Here is a 25,084-nt window from a genome sequence, read left to right on the forward strand (position 1 = left end):
GAGGCCCCATGAAGATTTCCATGATTGCCGCCATGGCCCACGACAGGGTGATCGGCAAGGACAACCAGATGCCCTGGCATCTGCCTGCCGATCTGGCTCACTTCAAGCGTGTCACCCTCGGTAAACCGGTATTGATGGGGCGCAAGACCTTCGAATCCATCGGTCGACCGCTGCCCGGACGGCGCAATCTGGTGATCAGCCGCAATCCCAATTATCAGGCCGAGGGCATTGAGGTGGTGGGCTCCGTCGAGGCGGCGCTGGCGCTGTTGGCAGGCAGCTCGGTGGAGGAGTTGATGGTGATCGGTGGTGGTCATCTCTATGCCGAGATGTTGCCGAGCGCGGATTGTCTCTACCTGACCCGCATCGATCTGGCGGTGGAGGGGGATACCCGCTTCCCTGCTTTTGACGATGGTCAGTGGCAACGCGTTGATTGCGAGAGCCACCCTGCCGATGAGAAGAACCCGCACCCCTATAGCTTCGAGACCTGGCAGCGCCGCTGACGGACGAATGCTAATGGGCAAATAACAACAAGGGCATCTTCGGATGCCCTTGTTGTTCGGTTGCGTTTTCAAGACGGGATTAGATGCCTGAGCCGTCGTTCTCGCCATTTTCCTCGTGCAAACCGCACTCGCGCTTGAGGCCGAAGAAGCGGGTCTGCTCCTCGCTCATGCCCGGTTCCCACTTGGCGGTGGTGTGGACATCGCCCACCGAGAGATAACCTTGCTCCCACAGCGGGTGGTAGGGGAGGTCGAACTCTTTGAAGTAGTAGTAGACGTCCTTGTTGCTCCAGTCGATCACCGGCAGGAACTTGAAGCGGCCGCGCTGGATGCCCAGCACCGGCAGCTTGCCACGGCTGCCGGACTGCTCCCGGCGCAGGCCGGAGAACCAGGTCTGGGCCCCCAGCTCGCGCAGGGCGCGGTCCATCGGCTCCACCTTATTGAGCTGGTTGTAGCGGGTAATCCCCTCCACCCCCTGCTCCCACAGGAGGCCAAATCGCGCCTCCTGCCAGGCCGGGCTGAGCTCGGCCCGGTGGATCTTCAGGTTGAGCGCGAGGCGCTCGGTCAGCTCGTCGATAAAGCGGTAGGTCTCCGGGAAGAGATAACCGGTATCGGTCAGCACTACCGGCACGTCGGCCCGCTCGCGGCTTACCAGATGGAGCATCAGCGCCGCCTGAATGCCGAAACTGGATGAGAGCACATGCTCCCCCGGCAGATTGGCCAGGGCCCAGCGCACCCGCTCGGAGGCACTCATGGTATCCAGCTCGCGGTTGAGGGGCGCGAGTGCCTCGACTTGCTCCTCACGGCCGAGGGCCAGCAGTGCCTGCAGGTCAAGGCGGCCATCTTCAGTGACATTAAGCGGCAGATTAAGCGGCATAGAAGTCCCTCGCAGAATCGATAACGGGGGCAATCACCCCAACCCGGATCACGAAGTCGCCGAAGCACTCACCCTGATTGCGCTCGGTGGCCCAGCGGCCGATCAGCGCGTCCAGTTCGGCCAAAATCTGCTGCTCGGTGATGTTCTCCTGATAGAGGCGCGGAATGCGGGTGCCTTCCAGGTTGCCCCCCAGATGGAGGTTGTAGCGGCCAGGCGCCTTGCCCACCAGACCCACTTCCGCCAGCATGGCGCGGCCGCAGCCGTTGGGGCAGCCGGTGACCCGGAAGACGATGGCATCGTTCGCCAGCTCGTGTTTGGCCAGCAGCTCTTCAAGTTCGGTGACGAAAGCAGGCAGCATGCGCTCCGCCTCGGCCATCGCCAGCGGGCAGGTAGGCAGGGCGACGCAGGCCATCGACTGCTTGCGCTGCTCGCTGACGCCGTCATCCAGCAGGCCGTACTGGCGTGCCAGCCCTTCGATACGGGCCTTCTCGCCAGTCGGGACGCCCGCGATGATCAGGTTCTGGTTGGCGGTCAGGCGAAAATCCCCCTGATGTACCTTGGCGATCTCCAGCATGCCGGTTTTGAGCGGCTTGCCCGGGAAGTCCAGCAGGCGCCCATTCTCGATAAACAGGGTGAGGTGGTGCTTGCCGTCAATCCCTTCGACCCAGCCGAAGCGATCGCCACGGCTGGTGAACTCATAGGGACGCACTTCGCCAAACTGGATACCGGCACGGCTCTCCACCTCGGCCTTGAACGCTTCGACGCCAACACGTTCGAGGGTGTACTTGGTCTTGGCGTTCTTGCGATTGACCCGGTTGCCCCAGTCGCGCTGGGTGCTGACGACGGCGGCCGCCACCTCCAGCACGTGGGAGAGCGGAATAAAGCCAAAGTCGCTGGCCTTGCGTGGATAGGTGCTGGTGTCGCCGTGGGTCATGGCCAGGCCACCGCCCACCAGCACGTTGAAGCCCACCAGCTTGCCGTGTTCGGCAATCGCCACGAAGTTGAGATCGTTGGCGTGGATATCCACGTCGTTGTGAGGCGGGATCACCACAGTGGTCTTGAATTTGCGCGGCAGGTAGTTGGAACCCAGGATCGGCTCCTCGTCCTGCCCCAGTTTTTCACCGTCCAGCCAGATCTCCACGTAGGCGCGGGTCTTGGGCAGCAGATGCTCGGAGATCTTCTTGGCCCACTCGTAGGCCTCCTGATGCAGCTCGGACTCCACTGGGTTGCTGGTGCAGAGCACGTTGCGGTTCACGTCGCCCGCGGTGGCAATACTGTCGATACCGGTGCTGTTGAGGGTCTGGTGCATCAGCTTGATGTCGCGCTTCAATACCCCGTGGAACTGGAAGGTCTGACGGGTGGTCAGGCGGATGCTGCCGTAGAGGCTGTGCTCTTCGGCGAACTTGTCGATGATCTGCCACTGGGCCGGGGTGATGATCCCACCCGGCAGGCGGGCACGCAGCATGACGTTGTGCAGCGGCTCCAGCTTCTGGGCGGCGCGCTCCGGGCGGATGTCGCGGTCATCCTGCTGGTACATGCCGTGAAAGCGGATCAGCTGGAAGTTGTCGCCGTTGAAGCCGCCGGTGAGCGGGTCCTGCAGATCCTGCTCAATGGTGCCGCGCAGGAAGTTGCTCTCGCGCTTGAGGCGCTCGTTGTCGGCCAGCGGCCCTTCGACCGGTCCCGCTTTTGGGTGAGAAAGAGGTTGTTTGCTCATCAATAGACATCCCTTTGATAACGTTTGGCACGACGCAATTCGCTCAAATACTCTTCTGCTTCCTCACGGCTCTTGTGGCCGTGTTCGGCAATCACATCCAGCAGGGCCTCCTGCACATCCTTGGCCATCTTGTTGGCGTCGCCACACACATAGAAGTGAGCGCCTGCTTCCAGCCACTGGTAGAGCTCAAGCCCTGCCTCGCGCAGGCGGTCCTGCACATAGATCTTGTTGGCCTGATCCCGGCTGAAGGCCAGGGAGATCTTCGACAGCAGCCCCGATTTCACATAACGCTGCCACTCCACCTGATAGAGGAAATCCTGGGTAAAGTGGGGGTTGCCGAAGAAGAGCCAGTTCTTGCCTTTCGCGCCCTGAGCTTCCCGCTCCTGCATAAAGGCGCGGAACGGGGCGATGCCGGTGCCCGGGCCCACCATGATGACGGGGGTGTCGGGGTTTTGCGGCAGGCGGAAGTTGTCGTTGTGCTCCACGAATACCCGCACCTCGCCATCCTCAATCAGCCGATCTGCCAGATAGGAGGAGGCGGCGCCGCTGCGCACTGTGCCATCTTCCTGTGGATAGCGCACCACGCCGACGGTCAGGTGCACCTCCTCTTCCACCTCGCTCTGGGCGGAGGCGATGGAGTAGAGGCGCGGGGTGAGGGGTCGCAGCAGGCCAACCAGCTGCTCGGCCGTGAGGGCGGTCGGGAAGCGTTTCAGTACATCCACCACTTGGGCAGAGGCGACCAGTGCATTGACCTGGGCCTTGTCGCCAGCCAGATCTTTCAGCGCCGCATTATCCGATATGTCAGCGAGCCCTGTGATAAAGCCGCCGTGCAGCCGGGTCAGTTCGAAGTGACCGGTCAGGGCAGCGCGCAAGGTGCCGTGGGCCGTGGCTTCATCGCCAGAGAGGCCGGTCAGGGCCAGCACTTCGCCCACCAGTTCGGCGTCATTGTCGAACCAGACACCGAGGGCATCCCCCGGCTGATAGGTGAGGCCGGAGTCGGCCAGATTGATCTCGATATGGCGGATATCCTTGGTGGAATCCCGGCCGGTGATCTTCTGATTGACCGAGAGGCGGGCAGGGAAGGGGTTCTCCTTGCTGTATTGGCTGTGGCCAACCGCCTGCTGCACCGCGCTGGCTACGCTGCTGCCGGCAGCACCGATAGAGAGGGTCGCGGCAATGGCATTGAGTGCCTGCTCGCCCCAACTCTTGGCCGCATCCTGATAATCAACATCGAGGCTCGCGAGCTCATAAATGCGTTCGGCCCCTGCTTTGGTGAGAAAGTCGTCAAAATCTTTGCCGGTCTGGCAGAAAAATTCGTAGGAGCTGTCACCCAGCCCCAGCACTGCGAACTTGAGCCCGTCCAGCTTGCCAATCTTGCCTTTTTTAAGCTGATCGAACAGATCGACGGCGCTCTCCGGCGGTTCACCCTCCCCGTAAGTGCTCACTACCACCAGAAGGTGGCTCTCTTTCTTGAGCTGCTTGGGTTTGTAGTCGGCCATCGACGCTAGGGTGACCGGTAGACCGCGGGCCTCGGCCTGCGCCTTGATGGCATTGGCGACGCCTTTGGCGTTGCCTGTCTGGGAGCCGTAGAGAATGGTCAGGCTGCCGCTGGGCGCAGCCACGGCGGCGCTGGCTGCAACGTTCTGGTGACCGCTCTGGGAGAGGCCGTAGAGATATCCGCTCACCCAGGCCAGTTGCTGGGTATTGAGGGTCGAGAGTACCTGACCCAACTGACGTTGCTGCTCGTCAGAGAGGGGGAGAGGTTGAATGGGGAATCCTTCAATTGCATCACACGCGTCTTCCATGGTCTGATTTTTGGCCAGATTAAAGGGCGTGTTGGCTAACAACAAAGAATAAAAATATCTTCTTTATTCCATTATTGAATTTATAAAGTGATTTGGCGGTAAAGGAGATAGAAAAACGCCCCGCAGTCGCGGGGCGTTTTTATGGGCTATCACGCTCGGGATTGACCCAAGGGATTTAGCTGGCTTCTGTGGGCCTTACTTCTGCGGACGCAGGGCAGGGAACAGAATAACGTCACGGATGGTGTGGCTGTTGGTGAACAGCATGACCAGACGGTCGATACCGATACCCTGACCGGCAGTCGGCGGCAGGCCGTGTTCCAGTGCGGTGACGAAGTCTGCGTCGTAGAACATGGCTTCGTCGTCGCCAGCTTCTTTCTGATCAACCTGATCCTGGAAGCGCTTGGCCTGATCTTCTGCATCGTTCAGCTCGGAGAAGCCGTTGGCCAGCTCGCGGCCACCGATGAAGAATTCGAAGCGGTCGGTTACGTCCGGGTTCACGTCGTTGCGGCGAGCCAGCGGAGAAACGGCAGCCGGGTACTCGGTGATGAAGGTCGGTTGCAGCAGCATGTGCTCCACGGTCTCTTCGAAGATCGCGGTGATCACGTGGCCCAGCTCCCAACCCTTCATCAGCTCGATGTGCAGACGCTTGGCAACGGCCTTGGCGCTCTCGAGGGTAGCCAGATCATCCAGGGTCACATCCGGATTGAACTTCAGGATGGACTCGACCATGGTGAGGCGCTGGAACGGCTGACCGAAATCGATGGTCAGGCCCTCTTCGCCCTCTTTGGCGTAACGGATCTTGGTGTCGCCCAGGATGTCCTGCGCCAGGGTGCGCAGCAGCTCTTCGGTCAGGTCCATCAGATCGATGTAGTCGGCGTAGGCCATGTAGAACTCGATCATGGTGAACTCGGGGTTGTGACGCACCGAGATACCTTCGTTACGGAAGTTGCGGTTGATCTCGTAGACACGCTCGAAACCACCAACCACCAGACGCTTCAGGTAGAGCTCCGGAGCGATACGCAGGTACATGTCGATGTCCAGCGCATTGTGGTGAGTGACGAACGGACGCGCGGAGGCACCACCCGGGATGACTTGCATCATCGGGGTTTCCACTTCCATGAAGCGCTTTTCGTTGAAGAACTTGCGGATACCGGCAACCACCTGGGTGCGGATCATGAAGGTCTTGCGAGACTCTTCGTTGGCGATCAGATCCAGGTAGCGCTGGCGGCAGCGAGCTTCCTGGTCGGTCAGGCCTTTGTGCTTCTCGGGCAGCGGACGCAGCGCCTTGGTCAGCAGGCGGATATCGGAAACGTGAACGGAGAGCTCACCGGTCTGGGTCTTGAACAGGGTACCTTCGACACCCACGATGTCGCCCAGATCCCACTTCTTGAACTGCTCGTTGTAGAAACCTTCCGGCAGGTCGTCACGGGTGACGTAGACCTGGATCTTGCCGGCCATGTCCTGCAGGGTGGCGAAAGAAGCCTTGCCCATGATCCGGCGGGTCATGATGCGACCGGCAATCTTCACCCGTTTACCCAGGCTCGTCAGCTCCTCGGCGCTTTTGTCGTCGAACTCTGCGTGCAGATCGCCAGAGAGGCTGTCGCGACGGAAGTCGTTGGGGAAAGGATTACCCTGGGCGCGCAGGGCGGCCAGCTTGGAACGACGCTCGGTCATCTCGTTGTTAAGTTCGAGAGTTTGGTCGACTTCCGGAGTGATGGTTTGTTCAGACATGGTGATTCCTGCTTGTTTACAGACCTGATTTCAGGCTGGCTTCGATAAACTTGTCCAAGTCACCGTCGAGCACCGATTGGGTATTACGGGTTTCGACGCCGGTGCGCAGATCCTTGATACGGGAGTCATCCAGCACATAGGAACGGATCTGGCTGCCCCAACCGATATCAGACTTGGTCTCTTCCAGGGCTTGTTTCTCAGCGTTCTGCTTCTGAATTTCCAGCTCGTAGAGCTTGGCTTTCAGCTGCTTCATACACTGGTCTTTGTTTTTGTGCTGGGAACGGTCGTTCTGGCACTGTACCACGACACCGGTCGGAACGTGGGTAATACGCACCGCGGATTCGGTTCGGTTAACGTGCTGACCACCGGCACCGGAGGCACGGTAGACGTCGATCCGCAGATCCGCCGGGTTGATCTCGATATCGATATCGTCGTCGATCTCGGGGTAGACGAACACAGAACAGAAGGAGGTGTGACGACGGCCACCGGAATCGAACGGGGACTTGCGAACCAGACGGTGTACGCCGGTTTCGGTACGCAGCCAGCCGAACGCATATTCGCCGGTGAACTTGATGGTGGCGGATTTGATACCAGCCACGTCGCCTTCGGAGCATTCAATCAGCTCGGGCTTGTAGCCGTGGGCATCGCCCCAGCGCAGGTACATGCGCAGTACCATGTTGGCCCAATCCTGTGCTTCGGTACCACCGGAGCCGGATTGAATATCGATATAGCAGTCGGAGCCGTCGTGCTGACCGGAGAACATGCGGCGGAACTCGAGATCCACCAGCTTGGCTTCCAGCTGTTCGGATTCGGCGATGGCTTCGTTGAAGGTCTCTTCGTCTTCCCCTTCCACGGCCAGGCTCACCAGCATCTCGACGTCATCCACGCCCTGGGTCAGGGTGTCGATGGTACCGACCACGTTTTCCAGCGCAACGCGCTCTTTGCCCAGCGCCTGTGCGCGCTCGGGTTCATTCCATACGTCCGGCTGTTCCAGCTCGGCGTTGACCTCTTCTAGACGCTCTTTCTTGGCGTCATAGTCAAAGGTACCCCCTAAGAAGCTCGGTCCGCTCAGACAGCTCCTTAAGTTTATTTAATACGGGATTAACTTCGAACATCGTGAAAACTCTCAGGGTCGATGTGATTTAAAAACGGGATATTCTAGCCAATTGTGGAAGGAATAAACAGGGTTGCCTTGGCTTGTGCGGCTCATGCCGTCAATTTCTGGTGCACTTTTCTCCACCTCGGTAGAAAATATCGCCCGCCGACCCATTTTCAGGTTCAGTTTTGGCCATTCGGGTCGCTAATGACTACGTGTAGTGTTGTGCAATTTAGGGAAAAACCCGCTCCTCACCTCAATAAGAAGAACACATGATGAAAAACCTGTCACTCAAGCAGAAGATACTGTTGTCAGTGGTGATCGCCCTTTCGTTGGTGATTTTGTTGCTCTCCTGGCAGAGCTATAGCAGCCAGAAGTCCCTGTTGCTGCAAGGCAGCCAGGAGCAGTTGCAACGGCTGGGTACCCAGCAGGCCGAGCGTGTCAGCGACTGGCTCGCAGCCCGTCGCGACGTGATCCAGGCGCTCGGCAGCAAGGCCGGTGCCGACCCCCTCAATGCCTTGCAACAGGCACAAGTCTCCGGCCGTTTCCAGCTCACCTATTTCGGTGAGAGCAGCGGCAAGATGAATGACTCCGATCCCTCCATCAACCGCGATGGTTACGACCCGCGCTCTCGTGGTTGGTATCAGGAGGCGATGAGCAAAGGTGGCCTGATTGTCACCAAACCCTATCTCGATGTTGCTTACAACATCATGGTGGTGACCCTGGCCCAGCCGGTTTCTGGCGGGGTAGTCGGTGGTGACCTCTCCATCGCCTCGCTGGTGGAAGACGTGACCAAGATGCAACTGCCTGCCGATGGTTTCGCCATCATGATGCACAAGGATGGCACCATCATCGCCTACAAGGATGCCGCCAAGGCGATGAAACCGGCCAGCGAGATCGACAACGATTTGACCAATGCGCTGATCGAGCAGAGCAAGTCGAGCAAGGATCTGGTGCCGGCCTACTTCGACAACGAAGGTCGTGACAAGCTGCTGTGGGCGGCTGATATCCCCGACACGGATTGGGATCTGGTGCTGGTGCTGGACAAGGCCGCGCTGGAAGCGCCGCTCTCCTCCCTGCTGATGACCCAGCTGGGGATGGCGCTGCTGGTGCTGGTGGGCAGCATCCTCGCTATCTCCTGGCTGGTCAGTATGCTGCTTGGCCCGCTCACCAAGGTCTCCCAGGCACTGGCCCGCATTGCCGATGGTAACGGCGATCTGACCCAGCGCATCAAGATCGACGCCAACGACGAAGTGGGCCAACTGGCCAACAGCTTCAACCGTTTCGTCGGCAGTCAGCATCAGCTGATCGGCAATATCCGTCAGCTGGCCAACGAGTTGAACGCCGATGCCGAGCGCAGTCTGGTGACCAACCAGGCCGCGGTGGACGAGTTGCAGCGTCAGCAGCAGGAGGTGACCATGGTCGCCACTGCGGTCACCGAGATGGCGAGCGCCACCATGGAGATCGCCGGTAACGCCGAGAACACCGCTGCCGCTGCCCAGCAATCTGCCCAGAGCAGTGAGCAGGGCAAGATGCTGGTCAACAAGACCCGCCAGTCCATCAATGGTCTGGCCGAAGAGGTAGGGCAGGCGACCGAGGTGATCGGTGAGCTGAGCCGCCACGCGCAGGCCATCACCAGCATCCTCTCCACCATTCAGGGGATTGCCGAGCAGACCAACCTGCTGGCGCTGAACGCGGCCATCGAAGCGGCCCGTGCCGGTGAGCAGGGGCGTGGTTTTGCGGTGGTAGCTGACGAGGTGCGGGTGCTGTCGCGCCGTACTCAGGACTCCACCCAGCAGATCCAGTCCACCATCGAGACCCTTCAACAGACCACTGCCCGCGCGGTGAGCCTGATGCAGACCAGTCAGGGGCTGGCGGACAACAGCGTGCAGGATGCGGATCAGGCGGTACGCGCACTGGAAGAGATCACCAGCGCCATCTCCCTCATCTCCGACATGGCGGGTCAGATCGCCACCGCCGCCGAGGAGCAGACTCAGGTGACCGGCGAGATCACCCAGAACACCACCGCCATCAAGGATGTGAGTGACGAGATCACCGCATCCGCCATGCGCGACCTGGATCAGGCCCACAGCCTCAAAGGGCGTGCTGCTGACCTGAACCAGCAGGTGTCGACCTTTATCCTGTAACGTGCAACTCTCGGCCTGTTCCGGCTGACATAATCAAGCCCCGCCCTCTGTCGAGTGCGGGGCTTTTTGTTGTTCGGGGGGAGTGTGGGCTTGGTGATTTCGGGCTGTCTAGGTTGCTCGCGGGTCACCTTGGTGCCGGATACGTGCCACGGCTCTGCCTGCATCAGCTGGCGAGTAGAGAACAAACAAAGAGCCCACCGAAAGGTGGGCTCTGATCATATACGTCTGACGGAAAGGGAATTACAGGAATGGCATCGCCATAAACAGCTTGATCACCATGGCGTTGATGATGTCGATAAAGAAGGCGCCCACCATGGGCACTACCAGAAACGCCAGGTGGGAGGGACCGAAGCGCTGGGTGATGGCCTGCATGTTGGCAATCGCGGTCGGGGTGGCCCCCAGGCCAAAGCCGCAGTGACCTGCCGCCAGTACGGCCGCATCGTAATTTTTGCCCATCACCCGGAAGGTGACGAAGATGGCGTAGAGCGCCATCGCCACGGTCTGGGCGGCCAGCAGGATGAAGATGGGCAGAGCAAGGCTGGCCAGATCCCACAGTTTCAGGCTCATCAGTGCCATGGCGAGGAACAGCGACAGGCTGACGTTGCCCAGCAGGGAGACTTCTCGATCGCTCACCTCATGCCAGTTCAGCAGGGTCAGCACGTTGCGCAGCAGCACGCCGACAAACAGCACGCAGACAAAGATCGGCAGTTCGAAGGCGCCCCCTTTGAGGGAAGCAGAGAGCAGCTCGCCGCCCTTGAGGCTGATGGCGATCAATGCCAGCGTTTCGATGACGCTGAAAGTGGTGAGGGGGCGCTCCATATCCGGCATTTCGAAGCCCTGGGGGGCCTCATCCTGATTGTGCTCCTCACCGGGCACCTGCACTTTCTTCACCAGATAGCGAGCCACCGGGCCGCCAATCAGGCCGCCCAGCACCAGACCGAATGTGGCACAGGCGATGGCGAGCTCAGCGGCGGATTGCACGCCGTACTTCTCGGAGAAGGTGGCACTCCAGGCCGCTCCGGTGCCGTGGCCGCCGGAGAGAGTGATGGAGCCGGCCAGCAGCCCCATGTGGGGATCCAGACCGAGCAGGGTCGCCAGACCGACACCCAGACTGTTTTGCACCAGCAGCAGGCCGGTGACCACCATCAGGAAGGTAACCACCGCCTTGCCGCCGCGTTTCAGGCTGGCGAGATCGGCGGAGAGACCGATGGAGGCGAAGAAGGCCAGCATCAGCGGGGTTTGCAGGCTGGTATCAAATTGCAGATCCATCTGCAGGGTGGAGCGCAGCAGTAGCAGTACCAGCGCGACCACCAGGCCGCCGGCTACCGGTTTGGGGATGTTGAAGGTACGCAGCAGCCCGACTCGGGTAACCAACACCCGGCCAAGCAGCAATACCAGAGTGGCAGCGACCAGCGTTGCGTAGGAATCAAGTTGTAACATTCAGTACTCCCATGTTGATTGGCTGTGTCTTTCATAGCAAAAGACTTACAGATTCAGCCGGGATGAAAACAGTGTGGCTTATGTGCCAGCAAAGAAGGGGAAACATCTCCCCGCCCCAGGAAAGATGGGGCTTGTGCGGGCCTGAAATGCTCAGGCATCCAGATGAGATTTTAGTAAAATCCGGCGGATTGTAGCAAAAAGCATCGTTTAATTCCATCTTTGTCGTATTAATGCTCGTTTTAGTGGTTTATTGTGACATTTGACACTATGTAGGTAGAGGGCAGAAAAGCCGAAAAGGGTGCATGGAACGGCTGTCATTTAGGGCGCCAGTCTCTATAATTCGCCGGTTTCCGCTGCACGCAGAGGCGCTGGCGGGCGTTGACATTGTGGTTCACCCCGACATGGTTCATGTTCCGGCGGTGTTCACTTCATCAAGAGGAGAGGGTGTGAAGAAGTCTATCTACATTGCCTACACAGGCGGCACCATTGGGATGCAGCGTTCCGATCACGGCTACGTGCCGATGGCGGGCTTTATGGAAGACTGTCTGGCGCGGATGCCCGAGTTTCACCGCCCCGAGATGCCGGATTACCATATCCACGAATATGCGCCCCTCATCGACTCCTCCGACATGACCCCGGCGGATTGGCAGCGTATCGCCGAGGATATTCGCGACAACTACGAGAAATACGATGGTTTCGTGATCCTGCATGGCACCGACACCATGTCGTTTACCGCCTCGGCGCTCTCTTTCATGCTGGAAGATCTGCACAAGCCGGTCATCATCACCGGCTCCCAGATCCCGCTCGCCGAGCTGCGCTCCGACGGTCAGCAGAATCTGCTCAACGCCCTCTATATCGCGGCCAACTACCCGATCCACGAGGTGACGCTGTTCTTCAACAACCAGCTTTATCGCGGCAACCGTAGCAAGAAGGTGCACGCCGACGGCTTCCACGCCTTCGACTCCCCCAACTATCCGCCGTTGCTCAACGCCGGGATCGCCATCTCGCTGGAAGCGGGTGAGCTGGGTGTGCCCTCCGCACGGCCGCTGGTGCTGCACGACATTACCCCCCAGCCGATCGGCGTGGTGACCCTCTATCCGGGGATCTCCAGTGAGGTGATCGCCAATATCCTGCAACAGCCGGTGAAGGCGCTGATCCTGTTGTCATTCGGGGTCGGCAATGCGCCGCAAAACCCGGCCATGCTGGCGCTGCTTTCCGAGGCATCGGCCCGCGGCGTCATCATCGTCAACTTGAGCCAGTGTCTGCACGGCAAGGTCAATATGGGGGGTTATGCTACCGGCAACGCCCTGTCGCGGGCCGGGGTGATCTCGGGCTTTGACATGACCGCCGAGGCTGCACTCACCAAGCTGCACTTCCTGTTGAGCCAAGACTTGCCCTCCCACCGCATTCGCGAGCTGATGCAGCAGTCGCTGCGAGGGGAGCTGACTCCCTGACTGGTTTCCCCCTCACCCTAACCCTCTCCCGGCGGGAGAGGGGATAGCTCGAGGTGCGGTTGGCCGCGAGGCTTGCCATGAAGAGCGTTGGCAGGTGGCCCGTTCACTGTTCGCAGGTGCGAGCCTGCTCCCTTCTCCCCTTGGCGGGAGAAGGGTTGGGGATGAGGGGGATGAGTCACCCGGCATCGATAGGAAAGAGGGGAGCCATCATGGCTCCCCTCTCTGCTGTGGCCGCTGCGAGCGGCCTGCCGGATCAGGTTCAGTGGTTGAGGTCGACCCGCACTATCTCTTCCTCGTCGCGATACTGACGCTTGAGCTCGCTCTTGCTCTTCATCACAATCTCGCCGTCACGACCTATGTTCATGTGCTCGGGGTTGTCGAGATGCATCGCCTGCCAGGCCATCACGGCTTGCAGGGAGGTGGCCTTCTGCTCGTCGGTCAGGGGCTTGCCATCGGGCCACTTGCCCAGCTCGACTGCGGTCTTGAGCCGCTCGTACACCTCTTGTGGCATCTGCCTGATTGCTTGTAAAAATTCACCCTGTTGAAACGACATCCGGCCTTCTCCTTGAACTATTGAGCCATAAACTTCGGGGTCAGCCCGGCAGATCCTGGCGGGCTATGCCGGTAGATCTTGGCGGACTACGCCAGCCATCTGCTCCATCACCCGCACTACCTGACAACTGTACCCGAACTCGTTGTCATACCATACGTAGAGCACGCAGTGATCTCCCTCGGCGATGGTCGCCTGGGAGTCTACGATGCCCGCATAACGGGAGCCTACCATGTCGGAGGAGACCAGCTCGGTGCTGGCGCTGAAATCGATCTGGCGATGGAGGGCCGAGCTTAACGCCATCTGTTGCAGATAGGCGTTGAGGCTCTCCCGATCGGTGGCCTGCTCCAGCGACAGATTGATAATCGCCAGCGACACGTTGGGGGTCGGCACCCGGATGGCGTTGCCGGTCAGCTTGCCCTTGAGTTCGGGCAGCGCCTTGGCCACCGCCTTGGCGGCGCCGGTGCTGGTCATCACCATATTGAGGGCTGCGCTGCGACCGCGGCGCTCGCCTTTGTGATAGTTATCGATGAGGTTCTGATCGTTGGTGTAGGAGTGGACCGTCTCCACGTGGCCGTGGCGGATGCCGAACCGCTCCTGCATTACCTTGAGCACCGGGGTGATGGCGTTGGTGGTACAGGAGGCAGCGGAGATGATCCTGTCATCCGGGCCTATCACCTCATGGTTGACCCCGAACACCACGTTTTTCATCTCCCCTTTGCCGGGGGCAGTCAGCAGCACCTTGCCGGCACCGCGCGCCTTCAAGTGCTCGGAGAGGCCTGCCTCGTCACGCCAGACGCCGGTGTTGTCGACGATCAGCGCATCGTGAATACCGTAAGCGGTGTAGTCGATGTCGGCCGGGCTATTGGCGTAGATCACCTGAATGAAGGTGCCGTTGGCGATGATGGCGCTGCGCTCCACATCCACCTCGATGGAGCCGTTGAAGGGACCGTGCACCGAGTCGCGGCGCAGCAGGCTGGCGCGTTTTTCCAGATCCCCGTCGCGACCACCGCGTACCACGATGGCGCGCAGGCGCAGCGGATTGGCAGCGCCGGTACGCTCGATCAGCAGGCGGGCCAGCAGGCGGCCGATACGGCCAAAGCCGTAGAGCACCACGTCGGTCGGCTGCGGCATCTGGCTGCGGCCAAGGGCTGGTGCCAGTCGCGCTTGCAGATAGTCCTCGATCCCCGCCTCATCCTGATGATCCTGCCAGTAGCCGACTGCCAGCTTGCCAAGGTCTACCTCGGCGGCGGTGGGTTTGAGGGCAACGATGGCCTGAAGCAGGGGGAAGCTTTGCTGGATGGGGAGGGGAGCGCCCTGGTGGCGGCGGACGACCCGGTGGGCCTTGAGGATATCGATGGTGGAGGCGTTTTGCAGCGGGCGGCCGTAGAGGGTGATCTCGACCCCTTGTTGTCGGTAGAGGCGACCAATCAAGGGCTGCATGGCTTCGGCGAGCTCCTGGCTCTCCTGCCACGCTTGCAAGTAGTGCTCGTGGGTCATTGACCAGATCCTTTATTTCACGTTGTTGGTGTAAATAGAAAAATCGTCGAATGCAGATCAGTGTAGGGGTGTATATTTCGTTATATTATTCTGCAATCGCGGCCTTATATGGCGCGCGCATTGTAATGGATATGTAACCGGTTTGCTAGCCGGAGGTGGCCCGTAAAGGCGCCAGTTGTTACCAATCCGCGTTACCAACAAGATGTGAACCATGGCCAATTTCCCCCTGCGACAGACCTTCATCATGCTTTCAGTCGGCCTTGCCGTGGCTGGCTGCAATGACGATCGGATCCACAACATCTGTGGCAATCATCCCGAGCTCTGCCAGGATCTGGTGGACGATGGCTGGTGTCGCTACGAGCGTACCGATGTGATCCGCAGTCGCTTCTATCTCAAGGAGGAGGGGACGGATCGGCGCAAGTACGAGCTGATGCGTAACCTTGAGCGCTATCTCAAATGTGCCGAGCGCTCCACCAGCATTGAATACAAGAATGCCCGCGAGCAGAAGAGTCCACGGGTCGAGGGCATGCTGGCGGCCGGGGATCAGTTGGCCCAGCTCGATGCCGCGACCCGCAATTCGCAAGATCCCTACCTGCTGCTCTGGCACTGGACCAACAACACCAACGAGCTGGCTCGTCAGCAGTTTATGGCGCTGGAAGGCACCAAGGCGCTGGATGAACCCGAGTTGCAACTGGCACTTGGCGGTATCTACGCCAAGAGTGACCCCGAAAAGGCCATTGCCACCCTGCAGCACGGGCTCTCCCTCTATCAGGAGGGGGACAAGGTCAACAGCCGCATGTTCACCTCCCTCAGCACCCTCTATATGGGCCAGAAACAGTATGGGCTGGCCTATCTGTGGGGCAAGGTGAGCGAATCGTTTCAGGATAGCCCCGAGGTCTCAGCCAAGCGTTTTGGCATTTACCACACCCTGAGCAAGACAGAGCAGGATGGTTACGATGTGCGGGCTGCCGAAATTGTCGAGCAGCTCAAGCATGGCAACTACCGGCCCTGAGGCAGTGATGACGACGTTCTCTCCGGCCAGCTGCTGGCCCAATCCGTTCGATCTCTCTTTCGTTCATGGCGAGGTGCGTACCGATGGCCGCACGCTTGAGCGCCTCACGGTGCGTGCCGTGGTGCCCCGTGGCGATGAGCTGCTGCTCGTTCACTCCCGGGTCAACGGCGATCTGATGTTCCCCGGGGGCGGCATTGAAGCGGGGGAGAGCCACCATGTGGCGCTCGCTCGCGAGCTGCTGGAGGAGTGCGGTGCCGAGCTGCGGGAAGTGGGGGGCCTGCTTGGCGAGACCCGTGAATATCGCGCCGCCCGCGAGCCGGGGTTCGATGCCTACTGCATCCGCTCGCTCTACTACTTGTGCCGGATTGGCGATCAGCTGGTGGCCCCGCAGCCGCAGCCCTACGAGATCCGCCTTGGCTTCGTGCCCGGCTGGTTTGCCCTCGACGAGGCGCTGCAGACCAACAAGACCCAGCTGGCGGGGCCCTGTCCCCAGTGGACGGCGCGAGAGACCCAGGTGCTGGCCCAGCTGCAACGCTGGCATCAACAGGGGATCTTCGACCACGGCTGATGAGTACATCAAGCTGCAACTGTCAGTGATACCAATAAAAAGAGCGCCAATAGGCGCTCTTTTTCATTGCGAGGGTGGCGGTTATTTGGCCTCCCTGTCGTACGAGATCATTTGACCTCTTCGCCCTTGGCTTGCAGATCAGCATGGTAGGAAGAGCGAACGAAAGGACCACAGGCGGCGTGGGTAAAGCCCAGCTCCATGGCGACATCTTTAAGCTCGTCAAACTCTGCTGGCGGCACGTAGCGCTTGACCGGCAGGTGGTGGCGGCTCGGCTGCAGATATTGACCCAGGGTCAGCATGTTGACGCCGTGGGCGCGCAGATCCTTGAGCACCTCGACGATCTCTTCGTTGGTCTCGCCAAGGCCCATCATCAGACCGGATTTGGTCGGCACGTGGGGGTGCATCTCCTTGATGCGGCGCAGCAGCTCCAGCGACCACTTGTAGTCGGCACCTGGGCGGGCGACGCGATACATGCGCGGCGCAGTTTCCAGGTTGTGGTTGAAGACGTCCGGCGGGGTCTCTCGGAACACCTCCAGCGCCTGCTCCATCCGGCCACGGAAATCCGGAGTCAGGATCTCGATGCGGGTCTGCGGACTGTGCTCGCGGATCTCGCGGATGCAGTCGGCGAAGTGCTGGGCACCGCCGTCGCGCAGATCGTCGCGGTCCACCGAGGTGATCACCACATACTTGAGGTTCATCTCCTTGATGGTCATCGCCAGCTTCTTCGGCTCTTCCGGATCGAGTGCCAGCGGGCGGCCGTGGGCCACGTCGCAGAAAGGGCAGCGACGGGTGCAGATGGCGCCCATGATCATGAAGGTGGCGGTGCCGTGGTTGAAGCACTCCGCCAGATTGGGGCAGGAGGCCTCTTCACAGACCGAGTGCAGCTTGTTCTTGCGCAAGGTGCTCTTGATGTGTTCGATCTTCTGGCTGGAGGGGGGCAGCTTGATCCGCATCCAGTCCGGCTTGCGAAGGAGTTCTTCGTTGGGATCCGGCATGAATTTCACCGGGATCAGGGCCATCTTGTCGCCATCGCGCAGCTTGACGCCCGGCTCCATACGAACGGGTTTGCTCATGATTCACTCTCGGTGTTTGTTATTGTTTGATAGCCAATCAGGCGGGCCAGCTCGGCCACCAGAATGGATTGCGCCTCGGCCACGCTCTGCGGGCCGCCCAGGGCGCTGGTCTGGGTCATGGCCATGCCCGCATAGCCGCACGGATTGATGTGCAGGAAGGGGGTCATGTCCATGTTGATGTTGAGGGCCAGCCCGTGGAACGAGCACCCCTTGCGGATGCGCAGACCCAGCGAGGCCAGTTTTGCCTCCATGCCAAGGTCATTTTTCACATAGACCCCGGGGGCATCGGCCTTGGCATAAGCCTGGATATCGCTTTTGGCGAGGGTATTGATGATGGCTGTCTCCAGCGCGGTCACCAGCTCGCGAACCGAGAATTTGCAGCGGCGGACATCCACCAGTACGTAGAGCACCAGCTGGCCCGGGCCGTGATAGGTCACCTGACCGCCGCGATCGCTCTGCACCACCGGGATATTGCCCGGATTGAGCAGGTGTTCGGCCTTGCCGGCCTGGCCCTGGGTGTAGACGGGGTCGTGTTCGACCACCCAGAACTCGTCCGGGGTGTCGCCGGTGCGGTTGTCGGTGAAGGCTTTCATGGCGTCCCATACCGGCTGGTAGGGGCGGCGACCCAGATGTCTGACGATAAGCGTGTTCTGGGCGGGGATCCCGGATGACATGGCTTCCTCACGGCGGCTCAATGGCCAAAAACAGTCGCCCCGCAGAACGGGGCGAGAGAGAAATTACAGTACGTATTTCACCAGCTCGATCTTGCCAAGGGCGTGATACATCGCTTCGATGTGCTCTTTGCTCTGGGCAGTCACGGTCACGCGGACCGAGTGGTAGTTGCCCTTGGAGCTGGGCTGGACTGTCGGGCTGTAGGTGCCGGGGGCGTGCTGCTGCAGCACTTCAACCACCATTTCCGGCAGTGCCGGGTCGGCAACGCCGAGTACCTTGAACGGGAATTTGCAGGGAAACTCCAGCAGTTCATCAAACTTGGTATTCATTTACTCACCTTTTGCGTCATCACCGGGATGACTTCATCTTGGATGGCTAGTGGCCGATGGCCCGTGGAGGCCGCCATTTCAAGTCTATATGGGCACGGCTCATAACTATATGGGCGCTGCCCGGACCGGGATCAAGGCCAGGATCGGTCAGACAAGGATGGAAGTGCTGCTTTTTACCACAAATCAGGGTGAGGCGGAACCTGCAGTTTACAGGGTTATTCACTGCCTTTGTCCGTCACAGACAGCAGCGGCGCCTGTTGGCGCCGCTGTTTGGTGAGGATTGTGCGTTGGATTACTTGAACCAGCTGGTGACCAGCAGTACCAGGTAGTCCCACAGACGGCTCATCAAGCCACCTTCCTGCACCTCTTCCAGGGCGACCAGCGGCACCTGCTTGATCTCTTTGTCACCCTGCTTCAGGAACACGGTACCGACGCGCTGCCCCTTGGCCAGCGGCGCTTTGAGTTCGCTGTCGAGCTGGAAGTCAGCCTTCAGGTTGTTGCCCTGACCGCGGGTGACCAGCACGGAGACATCTTTGTCGACGCCCAGTTTCACTTCCGGTTTGTCGCCCATCCAGATCTTCTGGGTGACCAGCTCGGTGCCTGCCTTGTACGGGGTCAGGCTCTGGAAGAAGCGGAAGCCATAGGTGAGCAGTTTTTTGCTCTCGGCGGCGCGGGAGGCTTCGCTGCTGGCGCCCAGTACCACGGCGATCAGGCGCATGCCTTCGTTGTTGGTGGCAGAGGAGACCAGGTTATAGCCGACCTGGCTGACGTGGCCGGTCTTGATGCCATCCACCTGCAGGGATTGATCCCACAGCAGGCGGTTGCGGTTGTGCTGGGTGATGCCGTTGAAGACGAAGGATTTCTGGGAGTAGATCTTGTACTCCTCCGGCAGGTCGCGGATCAGCGCCTGACCCAGACGGGCCATGTCGTGAGCGGTACTGTAGTGACCTTCCGCATCCAGACCGTGCGGGTTCATGAAGTGGCTGTCATTCATGCCGAGCTTGGCGGCCCAGCTGTTCATCAGGCTGGCGAAGGAGTCGGTGCTGCCTGCCAGGAACTCAGCCATGGCGACACAGGCGTCGTTGCCGGACTGGATGATGATGCCCTTGTTGAGATCATCGACGGAGACCTGCTTGCCCACCTCGATAAACATCTTGGAGGAGTCGGAGTAGTTCTTGGACCAGGCGTTCTGGCTGATGGTCACCATGTCGGTGCGCTTGATGTTCCCCTTCAGCAGCTCCTGGCCGATGATGTAGGAGGTCATCATCTTGGTCAGACTGGCAGGCGGCAGACGCTCTTCGGCGTTCTGCTCGGCCAGCACCTGACCTGAGTAGTAGTCGATCAGAATATGGGCCTTGGCGGAGATCTCCGGCGCGGCGGGAACCACCATGGGCATGGCATTCGGGGTCGGTGTCGGCACCGGCGTATTGGCCTGGGCGGTTACGCTGATCAGTGAGGCCAGAAGAACTGAACGGGCAAATTTGGACATCTTGAAATTCCTGCGAGCCAGATGGGGATAAAATGCGGGCCTAACTATACCAGATGCGCCCGCAGGTTATAGCCCGAGATGGCGATCAGAACTGGTTTTTTATCCATCACTCCCTGTCATCACGCCATAAAACGACGTGATGACAGTGAGTAAGCGGTTAGTCACATCCGCGGCAAAAGGGGGCGATCAGGGCACGATAAAGGCCTGTTCCAGCCCGCCCTGACGTACTTTTTCCAGCACACTTGCCTGCTGGTCGGCGGCGACCGGGCCAATCAGCACCCGGAAAATGGCGCCATGGGCATCGATCCGGTAGGGCACGCCGTAACGCTGGGTCATCACCTTGCCCATCGCCTCGGCCCGATCCCGGGAGCCGCTGGCCAGTACCTGGATCATCTTGCCATCCCCACTGCTGGCGGGTGCTGCAGCCTTGGCTGGTGCTGGCTTGACAGGTGCCGCTTTGGCGGCGGGTGCCTTGACAGGAGCCGGATCGGCGGCGGGAGTGGCCATCGCCAGTGCGGTCGGTTCACCCAGGAAGCCATCTTGCGACAGCGTGTTGGAGGCCGCAGCCGGAGTGGTCGGGGTCATCTCGATGGGCTTCATCGGCTCCATGATCACCATCTGATCCGGGGTGTCGCTGATCAGCTCCAGCCGTACTCGGGCCTCACCGCTATCGACCATCTCCAGCTGCTTGGCCGCTGCGTAGGAGAGGTCGATGAGGCGGCTGCTGTCAAACGGGCCGCGGTCATTGACCCGCACTATGGTCTCCAGCCCGTTGTCCAGATTGGTGACCCTCACATAGCTCGGGATGGGCAGGTTGCGGTGGGCGGCACTGAACAGCTTGCTGTCCAGCACATCGCCGTTGGCGGTCTTCTGGCCGTCCAGATCCGGCGACAACCAGCTGGCGGTGCCCTCTTCGCTGTAGTGTTTGATGTCGCGCCACACCTCGTGCTTCTGCTTGCCGATCCAGTAGTCCCGGTTGCCGCTGGCACTCAGGGGCTCGGGGCGCGGAATGGCGCCGGTGGCTTGCGGGATCTCGATAACGGGTGGCTTGCTGACCGGTGCTTGTGGCTCTACGGGGGCGCTCTGTTCCGGCTGGCTGCTACAGGCGGCCAGCAACAAGCTCAGGCTGAGCGGGAGGAGTTTGTGACGAAGATGCATACGCTTCCTGAATGGCTTGGCTAAGTTGATACACCGCCATCGCATAGAGTGGGCTGCGATTGTAACGGGTGATCACATAAAAGTTATGCCGTGCGACCCAGTATTCCGGTCCATCGGCTCGGGCAAACGCCAGCAACTTGACCGGCGTCTGTGGGGCCAGCGGCGTGGCGAGCTCAATCCCTGCCGCCGCCAATTCTGACCACTGTTGTGTTAACTCGGGCTCAGGCCTGAGTAGAGGTTCGACTGCCATCAACCCGATCTGTGCCGGTTCCACCACGGATTCGCCCCAGCGCCACTGGTGGCTGGCAAAATAGTTGGCCACGCTGCCGATGGCATCGACCGGGTTGGCAAACAGATCCCGCTTGCCATCCCCGTCAAAATCGACGGCGTAGTGGCGGTAGCTGGAGGGCATGAACTGCCCCATCCCCATGGCGCCGGCATAGGAGCCCTTGAGGGCATCGAGTTGCCACCCTTCCTCTTTGGCCAGCACCACCAGCTGGGCAAACTCCTTGGCAAAGAAGTCGGCCCGCTCGGGGTAGTGAAATCCCAGGGTGTAGAGGCTATCGAGCACCGGATGACGGCCCATCTGGCGACCATAGAAGGTTTCTACCCCTATGATGGCCACGATGAGCGAGGCGGGCACCCGATAGGTCTGCTCAGCGCGGGCCAGTGTCTCGGCATGTTGCTGCCAGAACTGCTGGCCATCACGGATGCGATCCGTGGTAACGAACAGCGGCCGGTAGCGATGCCAGGGTTTGGCCTCCCACGGCTTGCTGATGGTGTCGAGCACCTCCTGCCGTAACTGGGCGCGGGCGACGGCGGCCTGCAACTCCGCCAGCGGCACCTGCTGCTGGTCGGCGAGCAGGGCCAACCGATCCGGCGCCACAGCGGCGGTCGCCATCGTGGTGGCGAGAAAGAGCAGCAATCCGACCCGTCTCATCAGGCGAGCAGTCTTCTATGAGTCTGGATGGACATCAGGATACCGAATCCGGCCATCAGGGTCACCATGGAGGTGCCGCCATAGCTCACCAGCGGCAGGGGTACCCCCACCACCGGCAAGATGCCGCTCACCATGCCCATGTTGACGAACACATAGACGAAGAAGGTGAGGGTGATGGCGCCGCCCAGCAGTCGCTCGAAGCTGTTCTGGGCCTGCATCGAGATAAACAGACAGCGGCTGATGACGTAGAGGTAGAGCACCAGCAGCAGGGCAACCCCCACCAGACCGAACTCCTCGCTGAATACCGCGAAGATGAAGTCAGTATGGCGCTCGGGTAGGAACTCCAGCTGGGACTGGGTCCCTTGCAGCCACCCCTTGCCGAAGACGCCGCCGGAGCCGATGGCAATCTTGGACTGGATGATGTGATAGCCGCGGCCGAGCGGGTCTTTCTCCGGGTCGAGCAGCATCAGCACCCGCTGGCGCTGGTAGTCGTGCATCAGGAAGAACCAGAGCACCGGCATAAAGGCCAGCATCAGCAGGACCGCCAAGCCGATCAGCCACCAGCTGAGCCCCGCCAGGAAGATGACGAAGAAGCCGGAGGCGGCCACCAGAATGGAGGTGCCAAGGTCAGGCTGGGCGGCGATCAGCAGGGTGGGCAGCAGCACCATGATGAGGGCGATCACCACATGGCTGAACTTGGGGGGCAGCGAGTGGCGACTGAGCCAGGCGGCCACCATGATCGGCATGGAGAGCTTCATCACCTCGGAGGGCTGGAACTTCATAAAGCCCAGATCGAGCCAGCGCTGGGCCCCCTTGCCGATGTGGCCGAACACGTCCACAGCAATCAGCATCAGCACCACCACGGCGAACAGCGGCACCGACCAGCGGGCGTAGAGGGAGGGGGGCAGCTGGGCCAGGCCGATCATCAGGGCAAAGGCGAGGCCGCCGCGCACCAGCTGGCGCATGATAGAGTCCATATCCTGACCGGAGGCGGAGTAGAGCACCACCATGGAGAGGGTCATCACGGCCAGCAGACCGAGCAGCAGGGGCAAGTCGATATGCAGCTTGTACCAGATGCTCTGCTGGCGGGCAGAATTACTCATTGGGAGCGACCTCACTCGGTTGGGACGGCTTTTCCGGTGCCGGTGGCAGTTGCGGATCAGGGGGCAGCAGATAGGCATCCAGCATCTGGCGAGCAACGGGGGCCGCATTGGTACTGCCACCACCGGCGTTCTCCAGCACCAGCGCCACGACTGCCTTGGGTGTTTCATAGGGGGCAAAGGCGACAAACAGGGCATTGTCGCGATGCTCCACTTTCATGGTTTTGGCGTTGTAGACCTGATTCTCTTTCATGTTGACCACCTGGGCGGTGCCGGACTTGCCTGCCGCCACATAGGGGGTGTTGGCAAAAGCGCGACGGCCGGTACCTTCGTGGCCGTTGATCACTCGCCACATCCCCTCCCGCGCCACCTGCCAGTAGCTGTCGCTCTTGGTTTTGAGCGCCATGTTCGGGTTGATCGGTGCATCGACCACTCCCGCTTGGGAGGCGGTACTCTTGAGCAGGTGTGGGGTCACATCGTGACCATTCTGGGTCAGGATGCTGATCGCTTTGGCCAGCTGGATTGGCGTGGCGCTCCAGTAACCCTGACCGATACCGATGGAGATGGTGTCCCCCTGATACCAGGGCTGGCGCCAGCGGGCCATTTTCCAGTCACGGGACGGCATGACCCCCTTGGTCTCTTCATAGAGGTCGACGCCACTGTACTGACCGAAGCCGAACTTGGTCATGTAGCTGTGGATCTTGTCGATGCCGACCCGATAGGCGAGATCGTAGAAATAGGTATCTGCCGAGACCTCGATGGCGCGATAGACATCGAGCCAGCCGTGACCCCAGCGGCGCCAGTCGCGAAACTTCTTGGTGGTACCGGGAATAGAGAAGCTCGGGCCGCCGAAATAGCGGTAGCCCGGGGTAATGGCCCCCTCGTTGAGCCCCATCACCGACATCATGGGTTTGACGGTGGAGGCTGGGGCATAAATGCCCTGAGTGGTGCGGTTCACCAGCGGCCGCGCCGGATCGTTGAGCAGCGCCGAGTAGTTGGCGCTGGAGATGCCGGTCACGAACAGGTTGGGGTCATAGCTCGGACTCGACTCCATGGCGATGATGGCGCCGGTTCTCGGGTCCATCATCACGATGGCACCGCGCTGGCCAGCCAGCAGTTGCTGAGCCTTGAGCTGCATCCGGACGTCGATATTGAGGTAGATATCCTTGCCGGGAATAGGCGGCTGGAACTTGAGGGTGCGGACAATCCGACCGCGGTTGTTCACCTCGACCTCCTGATAGCCCGCCACACCGTGCAGCTCATCTTCGTAATACTTCTCCACCCCCTGCTTGCCGATATCCTTGGTGGCCGCATAGTTGGCGAGTTTTTCTTCCTTCTCGAGGCGCTCCACGTCACGGGTGTTGATCTTGGCCACATAGCCCAAAGCGTGGGTGAGGGTGTCACCAAACGGGTAGTAGCGCTTGAGGTAGGCCTCGATGCTGGCGCCCGGGTAGTTATGCTGATTGACCGAGAAGAGGGCTACCTGATATTCGGTCAGCTTCTCGTAGAGGGGGACCGGCTTGAAGCGGCGCTGGCGCTTCACTTCGGCGAGGAACTTCTCCTTGGTGCCCTCCGGCAGACCCAGCAGGGTGATCAGCTGGTCGGCGGTTTTATCGAGATCTTTGGTCTCTTCCGGCACGATTTCCAGACTGTAGACCGGGCGGTTTTCCGCCAGCAGCACGCCGTTGGCGTCATAGATGAGGCCCCGTGGCGGCGCCACCGGCACCACGCGGATGCGGTTGGAGTTGGAGCGAGTCTGGTAGGTGTCGTAGGACTCGACCTGCAGATAATAGAGATTGCCCAGCAGCACCAGCATCAGCACGACGATGCCGATGTAGGCTACCAGGGTGCGCCGGAAGAACAGATTGCCCTCGGCACTGTGATCGCGCATTTCGATGCGTTGTTTCAGCATGCCTTTACCTCAAGACCCTT

Annotated in this window: 20 protein-coding genes and 1 pseudogene; 5 read left to right on the top strand and 16 right to left on the bottom strand. The window is 60.4% G+C overall.

Features of this window, described 5'->3' with window-relative positions; all coding sequences use genetic code 11:
• Positions 1-8: 8 nt before the first annotated feature.
• Positions 9-500: a type 3 dihydrofolate reductase gene (gene folA / locus ACTG20_RS06625; RefSeq protein ID WP_194495505.1), complete on the top strand. Its 492-nt coding sequence runs from the start codon at positions 9-11 to the stop codon at positions 498-500.
• Between the two features lie 79 nt (positions 501-579).
• Here folA and ACTG20_RS06630 read toward each other — a convergent pair whose 3' ends face one another.
• From ACTG20_RS06630 to prfB, 5 genes and pseudogenes are all read right to left on the bottom strand, one after another.
• On the bottom strand, positions 580-1,374 hold the full coding sequence (locus ACTG20_RS06630; RefSeq protein WP_194495504.1) for a phosphoadenylyl-sulfate reductase: 795 nt from the start codon (positions 1,372-1,374) through the stop codon (positions 580-582).
• Positions 1,364-3,088 carry an assimilatory sulfite reductase (NADPH) hemoprotein subunit gene (gene cysI / locus ACTG20_RS06635; protein WP_194495503.1) on the bottom strand — a complete coding sequence of 575 codons (1,725 nt, stop codon included), beginning with the start codon at positions 3,086-3,088 and terminating at the stop codon, positions 1,364-1,366. The genes ACTG20_RS06630 and cysI overlap by 11 nt, the downstream gene beginning before the upstream one ends.
• Positions 3,088-4,877 (bottom strand): annotated as a pseudogene (locus tag ACTG20_RS06640) (assimilatory sulfite reductase (NADPH) flavoprotein subunit). Before ACTG20_RS06640 ends, cysI begins: the two are co-directional and overlap by 1 nt.
• Before the next feature lie 211 nt (positions 4,878-5,088).
• Positions 5,089-6,624 carry a lysine--tRNA ligase gene (gene lysS, locus ACTG20_RS06645; protein ID WP_005335201.1) on the bottom strand — a complete coding sequence of 512 codons (1,536 nt, stop codon included), beginning with the start codon at positions 6,622-6,624 and terminating at the stop codon, positions 5,089-5,091.
• Between the two features lie 16 nt (positions 6,625-6,640).
• A protein-coding gene (gene prfB / locus ACTG20_RS06650) for a peptide chain release factor 2 (protein WP_100645262.1) occupies positions 6,641-7,739 on the bottom strand; the annotation gives its coding sequence in 2 pieces (ribosomal slippage) (positions 6,641-7,663 and positions 7,665-7,739; 1,098 coding nt in all).
• Positions 7,740-7,995: 256 nt separating this feature from the next.
• Here prfB and ACTG20_RS06655 point away from each other — a divergent pair.
• The gene (locus tag ACTG20_RS06655) at positions 7,996-9,867 is read left to right on the top strand and encodes a methyl-accepting chemotaxis protein (protein ID WP_194495541.1); all 1,872 of its coding nucleotides are present in this window, start codon (positions 7,996-7,998) and stop codon (positions 9,865-9,867) included.
• A gap of 240 nt (positions 9,868-10,107) precedes the next feature.
• On the opposite strand, the gene gltS is transcribed toward ACTG20_RS06655, so the two are convergent.
• Positions 10,108-11,307 (bottom strand): sodium/glutamate symporter, encoded by a 1,200-nt coding sequence (gene gltS, locus ACTG20_RS06660; RefSeq protein ID WP_194495501.1) that lies wholly within the window; start codon positions 11,305-11,307, stop codon positions 10,108-10,110.
• Positions 11,308-11,753: 446 nt separating this feature from the next.
• Between gltS and ansA the strand changes: the two genes are divergently transcribed.
• A complete protein-coding gene (gene ansA, locus ACTG20_RS06665; protein WP_042054747.1) occupies positions 11,754-12,761 on the top strand; it encodes an asparaginase in 1,008 nt (335 codons plus the stop codon).
• Positions 12,762-13,020: 259 nt separating this feature from the next.
• On the opposite strand, the gene ACTG20_RS06670 is transcribed toward ansA, so the two are convergent.
• Positions 13,021-13,314: a YeaC family protein gene (locus tag ACTG20_RS06670; RefSeq protein WP_042061025.1), complete on the bottom strand. Its 294-nt coding sequence runs from the start codon at positions 13,312-13,314 to the stop codon at positions 13,021-13,023.
• Between the two features lie 63 nt (positions 13,315-13,377).
• Entirely contained in the window at positions 13,378-14,811 is a 1,434-nt protein-coding gene (locus ACTG20_RS06675) for a glyceraldehyde-3-phosphate dehydrogenase (protein ID WP_021229728.1), read from the bottom strand.
• A gap of 211 nt (positions 14,812-15,022) precedes the next feature.
• On the opposite strand from ACTG20_RS06675, the gene ACTG20_RS06680 reads away from it, so the two are divergent.
• Together ACTG20_RS06680 and ACTG20_RS06685 are read left to right on the top strand one after the other, a co-directional pair.
• Entirely contained in the window at positions 15,023-15,823 is an 801-nt protein-coding gene (locus tag ACTG20_RS06680; RefSeq protein ID WP_042082765.1) for a DUF2989 domain-containing protein, read from the top strand.
• A gap of 7 nt (positions 15,824-15,830) precedes the next feature.
• Positions 15,831-16,391 (top strand): NUDIX domain-containing protein, encoded by a 561-nt coding sequence (locus tag ACTG20_RS06685; RefSeq protein WP_139742395.1) that lies wholly within the window; start codon positions 15,831-15,833, stop codon positions 16,389-16,391.
• A 107-nt stretch (positions 16,392-16,498) separates the two neighbouring features.
• On the opposite strand, the gene lipA is transcribed toward ACTG20_RS06685, so the two are convergent.
• From lipA to mrdA, 8 genes are all read right to left on the bottom strand, one after another.
• Entirely contained in the window at positions 16,499-17,464 is a 966-nt protein-coding gene (gene lipA / locus ACTG20_RS06690) for a lipoyl synthase (RefSeq protein WP_193860147.1), read from the bottom strand.
• Positions 17,461-18,138 (bottom strand): lipoyl(octanoyl) transferase LipB, encoded by a 678-nt coding sequence (gene lipB, locus ACTG20_RS06695; protein ID WP_194495500.1) that lies wholly within the window; start codon positions 18,136-18,138, stop codon positions 17,461-17,463. Before lipB ends, lipA begins: the two co-directional genes overlap by 4 nt.
• Positions 18,139-18,201: 63 nt before the next feature.
• The gene (gene ybeD, locus ACTG20_RS06700) at positions 18,202-18,465 is read right to left on the bottom strand and encodes a DUF493 family protein YbeD (RefSeq protein ID WP_005335178.1); all 264 of its coding nucleotides are present in this window, start codon (positions 18,463-18,465) and stop codon (positions 18,202-18,204) included.
• Positions 18,466-18,757: 292 nt separating this feature from the next.
• Positions 18,758-19,954, bottom strand: coding sequence for a D-alanyl-D-alanine carboxypeptidase family protein (locus ACTG20_RS06705; RefSeq protein WP_005335176.1), 1,197 nt, complete (start codon positions 19,952-19,954; stop codon positions 18,758-18,760).
• A 186-nt stretch (positions 19,955-20,140) separates the two neighbouring features.
• Positions 20,141-21,112 carry a septal ring lytic transglycosylase RlpA family protein gene (locus ACTG20_RS06710; protein WP_194495499.1) on the bottom strand — a complete coding sequence of 324 codons (972 nt, stop codon included), beginning with the start codon at positions 21,110-21,112 and terminating at the stop codon, positions 20,141-20,143.
• Positions 21,054-22,052 carry a lytic murein transglycosylase B gene (gene mltB, locus ACTG20_RS06715; protein WP_194495498.1) on the bottom strand — a complete coding sequence of 333 codons (999 nt, stop codon included), beginning with the start codon at positions 22,050-22,052 and terminating at the stop codon, positions 21,054-21,056. The genes ACTG20_RS06710 and mltB overlap by 59 nt, the downstream gene beginning before the upstream one ends.
• Positions 22,052-23,155, bottom strand: coding sequence for a rod shape-determining protein RodA (gene rodA / locus ACTG20_RS06720; RefSeq protein ID WP_194495497.1), 1,104 nt, complete (start codon positions 23,153-23,155; stop codon positions 22,052-22,054). The genes mltB and rodA overlap by 1 nt, the downstream gene beginning before the upstream one ends.
• Positions 23,148-25,064, bottom strand: a complete 1,917-nt coding sequence (gene mrdA / locus ACTG20_RS06725; protein ID WP_139409045.1) for a penicillin-binding protein 2 — start codon at positions 25,062-25,064, stop codon at positions 23,148-23,150. The genes rodA and mrdA overlap by 8 nt, the downstream gene beginning before the upstream one ends.
• Between the last annotated feature and the right edge of the window lie 20 nt (positions 25,065-25,084).

Source organism: Aeromonas sp. 84A, assembly GCF_051919345.1.
Lineage (GTDB): Bacteria > Pseudomonadota > Gammaproteobacteria > Enterobacterales > Aeromonadaceae > Aeromonas > Aeromonas veronii.

What these genes read in the sequence shown, in the direction of transcription:
- mrdA (WP_139409045.1), bottom strand. Translation starts at nt 25,064, where the DNA reads ATGCTGAAACAACGCATCGAAATGCGCGATCACAGTGCCGAGGGCAAT.
- rodA (WP_194495497.1), bottom strand. Translation starts at nt 23,155, where the DNA reads ATGAGTAATTCTGCCCGCCAGCAGAGCATCTGGTACAAGCTGCATATC.
- ACTG20_RS06630 (WP_194495504.1), bottom strand. Translation starts at nt 1,374, where the DNA reads ATGCCGCTTAATCTGCCGCTTAATGTCACTGAAGATGGCCGCCTTGAC.
- cysI (WP_194495503.1), bottom strand. Translation starts at nt 3,088, where the DNA reads ATGAGCAAACAACCTCTTTCTCACCCAAAAGCGGGACCGGTCGAAGGG.
- ACTG20_RS06680 (WP_042082765.1), top strand. Translation starts at nt 15,023, where the DNA reads ATGGCCAATTTCCCCCTGCGACAGACCTTCATCATGCTTTCAGTCGGC.
- ACTG20_RS06710 (WP_194495499.1), bottom strand. Translation starts at nt 21,112, where the DNA reads ATGCATCTTCGTCACAAACTCCTCCCGCTCAGCCTGAGCTTGTTGCTG.
- ACTG20_RS06670 (WP_042061025.1), bottom strand. Translation starts at nt 13,314, where the DNA reads ATGTCGTTTCAACAGGGTGAATTTTTACAAGCAATCAGGCAGATGCCA.
- ACTG20_RS06705 (WP_005335176.1), bottom strand. Translation starts at nt 19,954, where the DNA reads ATGTCCAAATTTGCCCGTTCAGTTCTTCTGGCCTCACTGATCAGCGTA.
- lipB (WP_194495500.1), bottom strand. Translation starts at nt 18,138, where the DNA reads ATGTCATCCGGGATCCCCGCCCAGAACACGCTTATCGTCAGACATCTG.
- gltS (WP_194495501.1), bottom strand. Translation starts at nt 11,307, where the DNA reads ATGTTACAACTTGATTCCTACGCAACGCTGGTCGCTGCCACTCTGGTA.
- ACTG20_RS06675 (WP_021229728.1), bottom strand. Translation starts at nt 14,811, where the DNA reads ATGACCCACGAGCACTACTTGCAAGCGTGGCAGGAGAGCCAGGAGCTC.
- mltB (WP_194495498.1), bottom strand. Translation starts at nt 22,052, where the DNA reads ATGAGACGGGTCGGATTGCTGCTCTTTCTCGCCACCACGATGGCGACC.
- ybeD (WP_005335178.1), bottom strand. Translation starts at nt 18,465, where the DNA reads ATGAATACCAAGTTTGATGAACTGCTGGAGTTTCCCTGCAAATTCCCG.
- lipA (WP_193860147.1), bottom strand. Translation starts at nt 17,464, where the DNA reads ATGAGCAAACCCGTTCGTATGGAGCCGGGCGTCAAGCTGCGCGATGGC.
- ACTG20_RS06685 (WP_139742395.1), top strand. Translation starts at nt 15,831, where the DNA reads ATGACGACGTTCTCTCCGGCCAGCTGCTGGCCCAATCCGTTCGATCTC.
- ACTG20_RS06655 (WP_194495541.1), top strand. Translation starts at nt 7,996, where the DNA reads ATGAAAAACCTGTCACTCAAGCAGAAGATACTGTTGTCAGTGGTGATC.
- folA (WP_194495505.1), top strand. Translation starts at nt 9, where the DNA reads ATGAAGATTTCCATGATTGCCGCCATGGCCCACGACAGGGTGATCGGC.
- lysS (WP_005335201.1), bottom strand. Translation starts at nt 6,624, where the DNA reads ATGTCTGAACAAACCATCACTCCGGAAGTCGACCAAACTCTCGAACTT.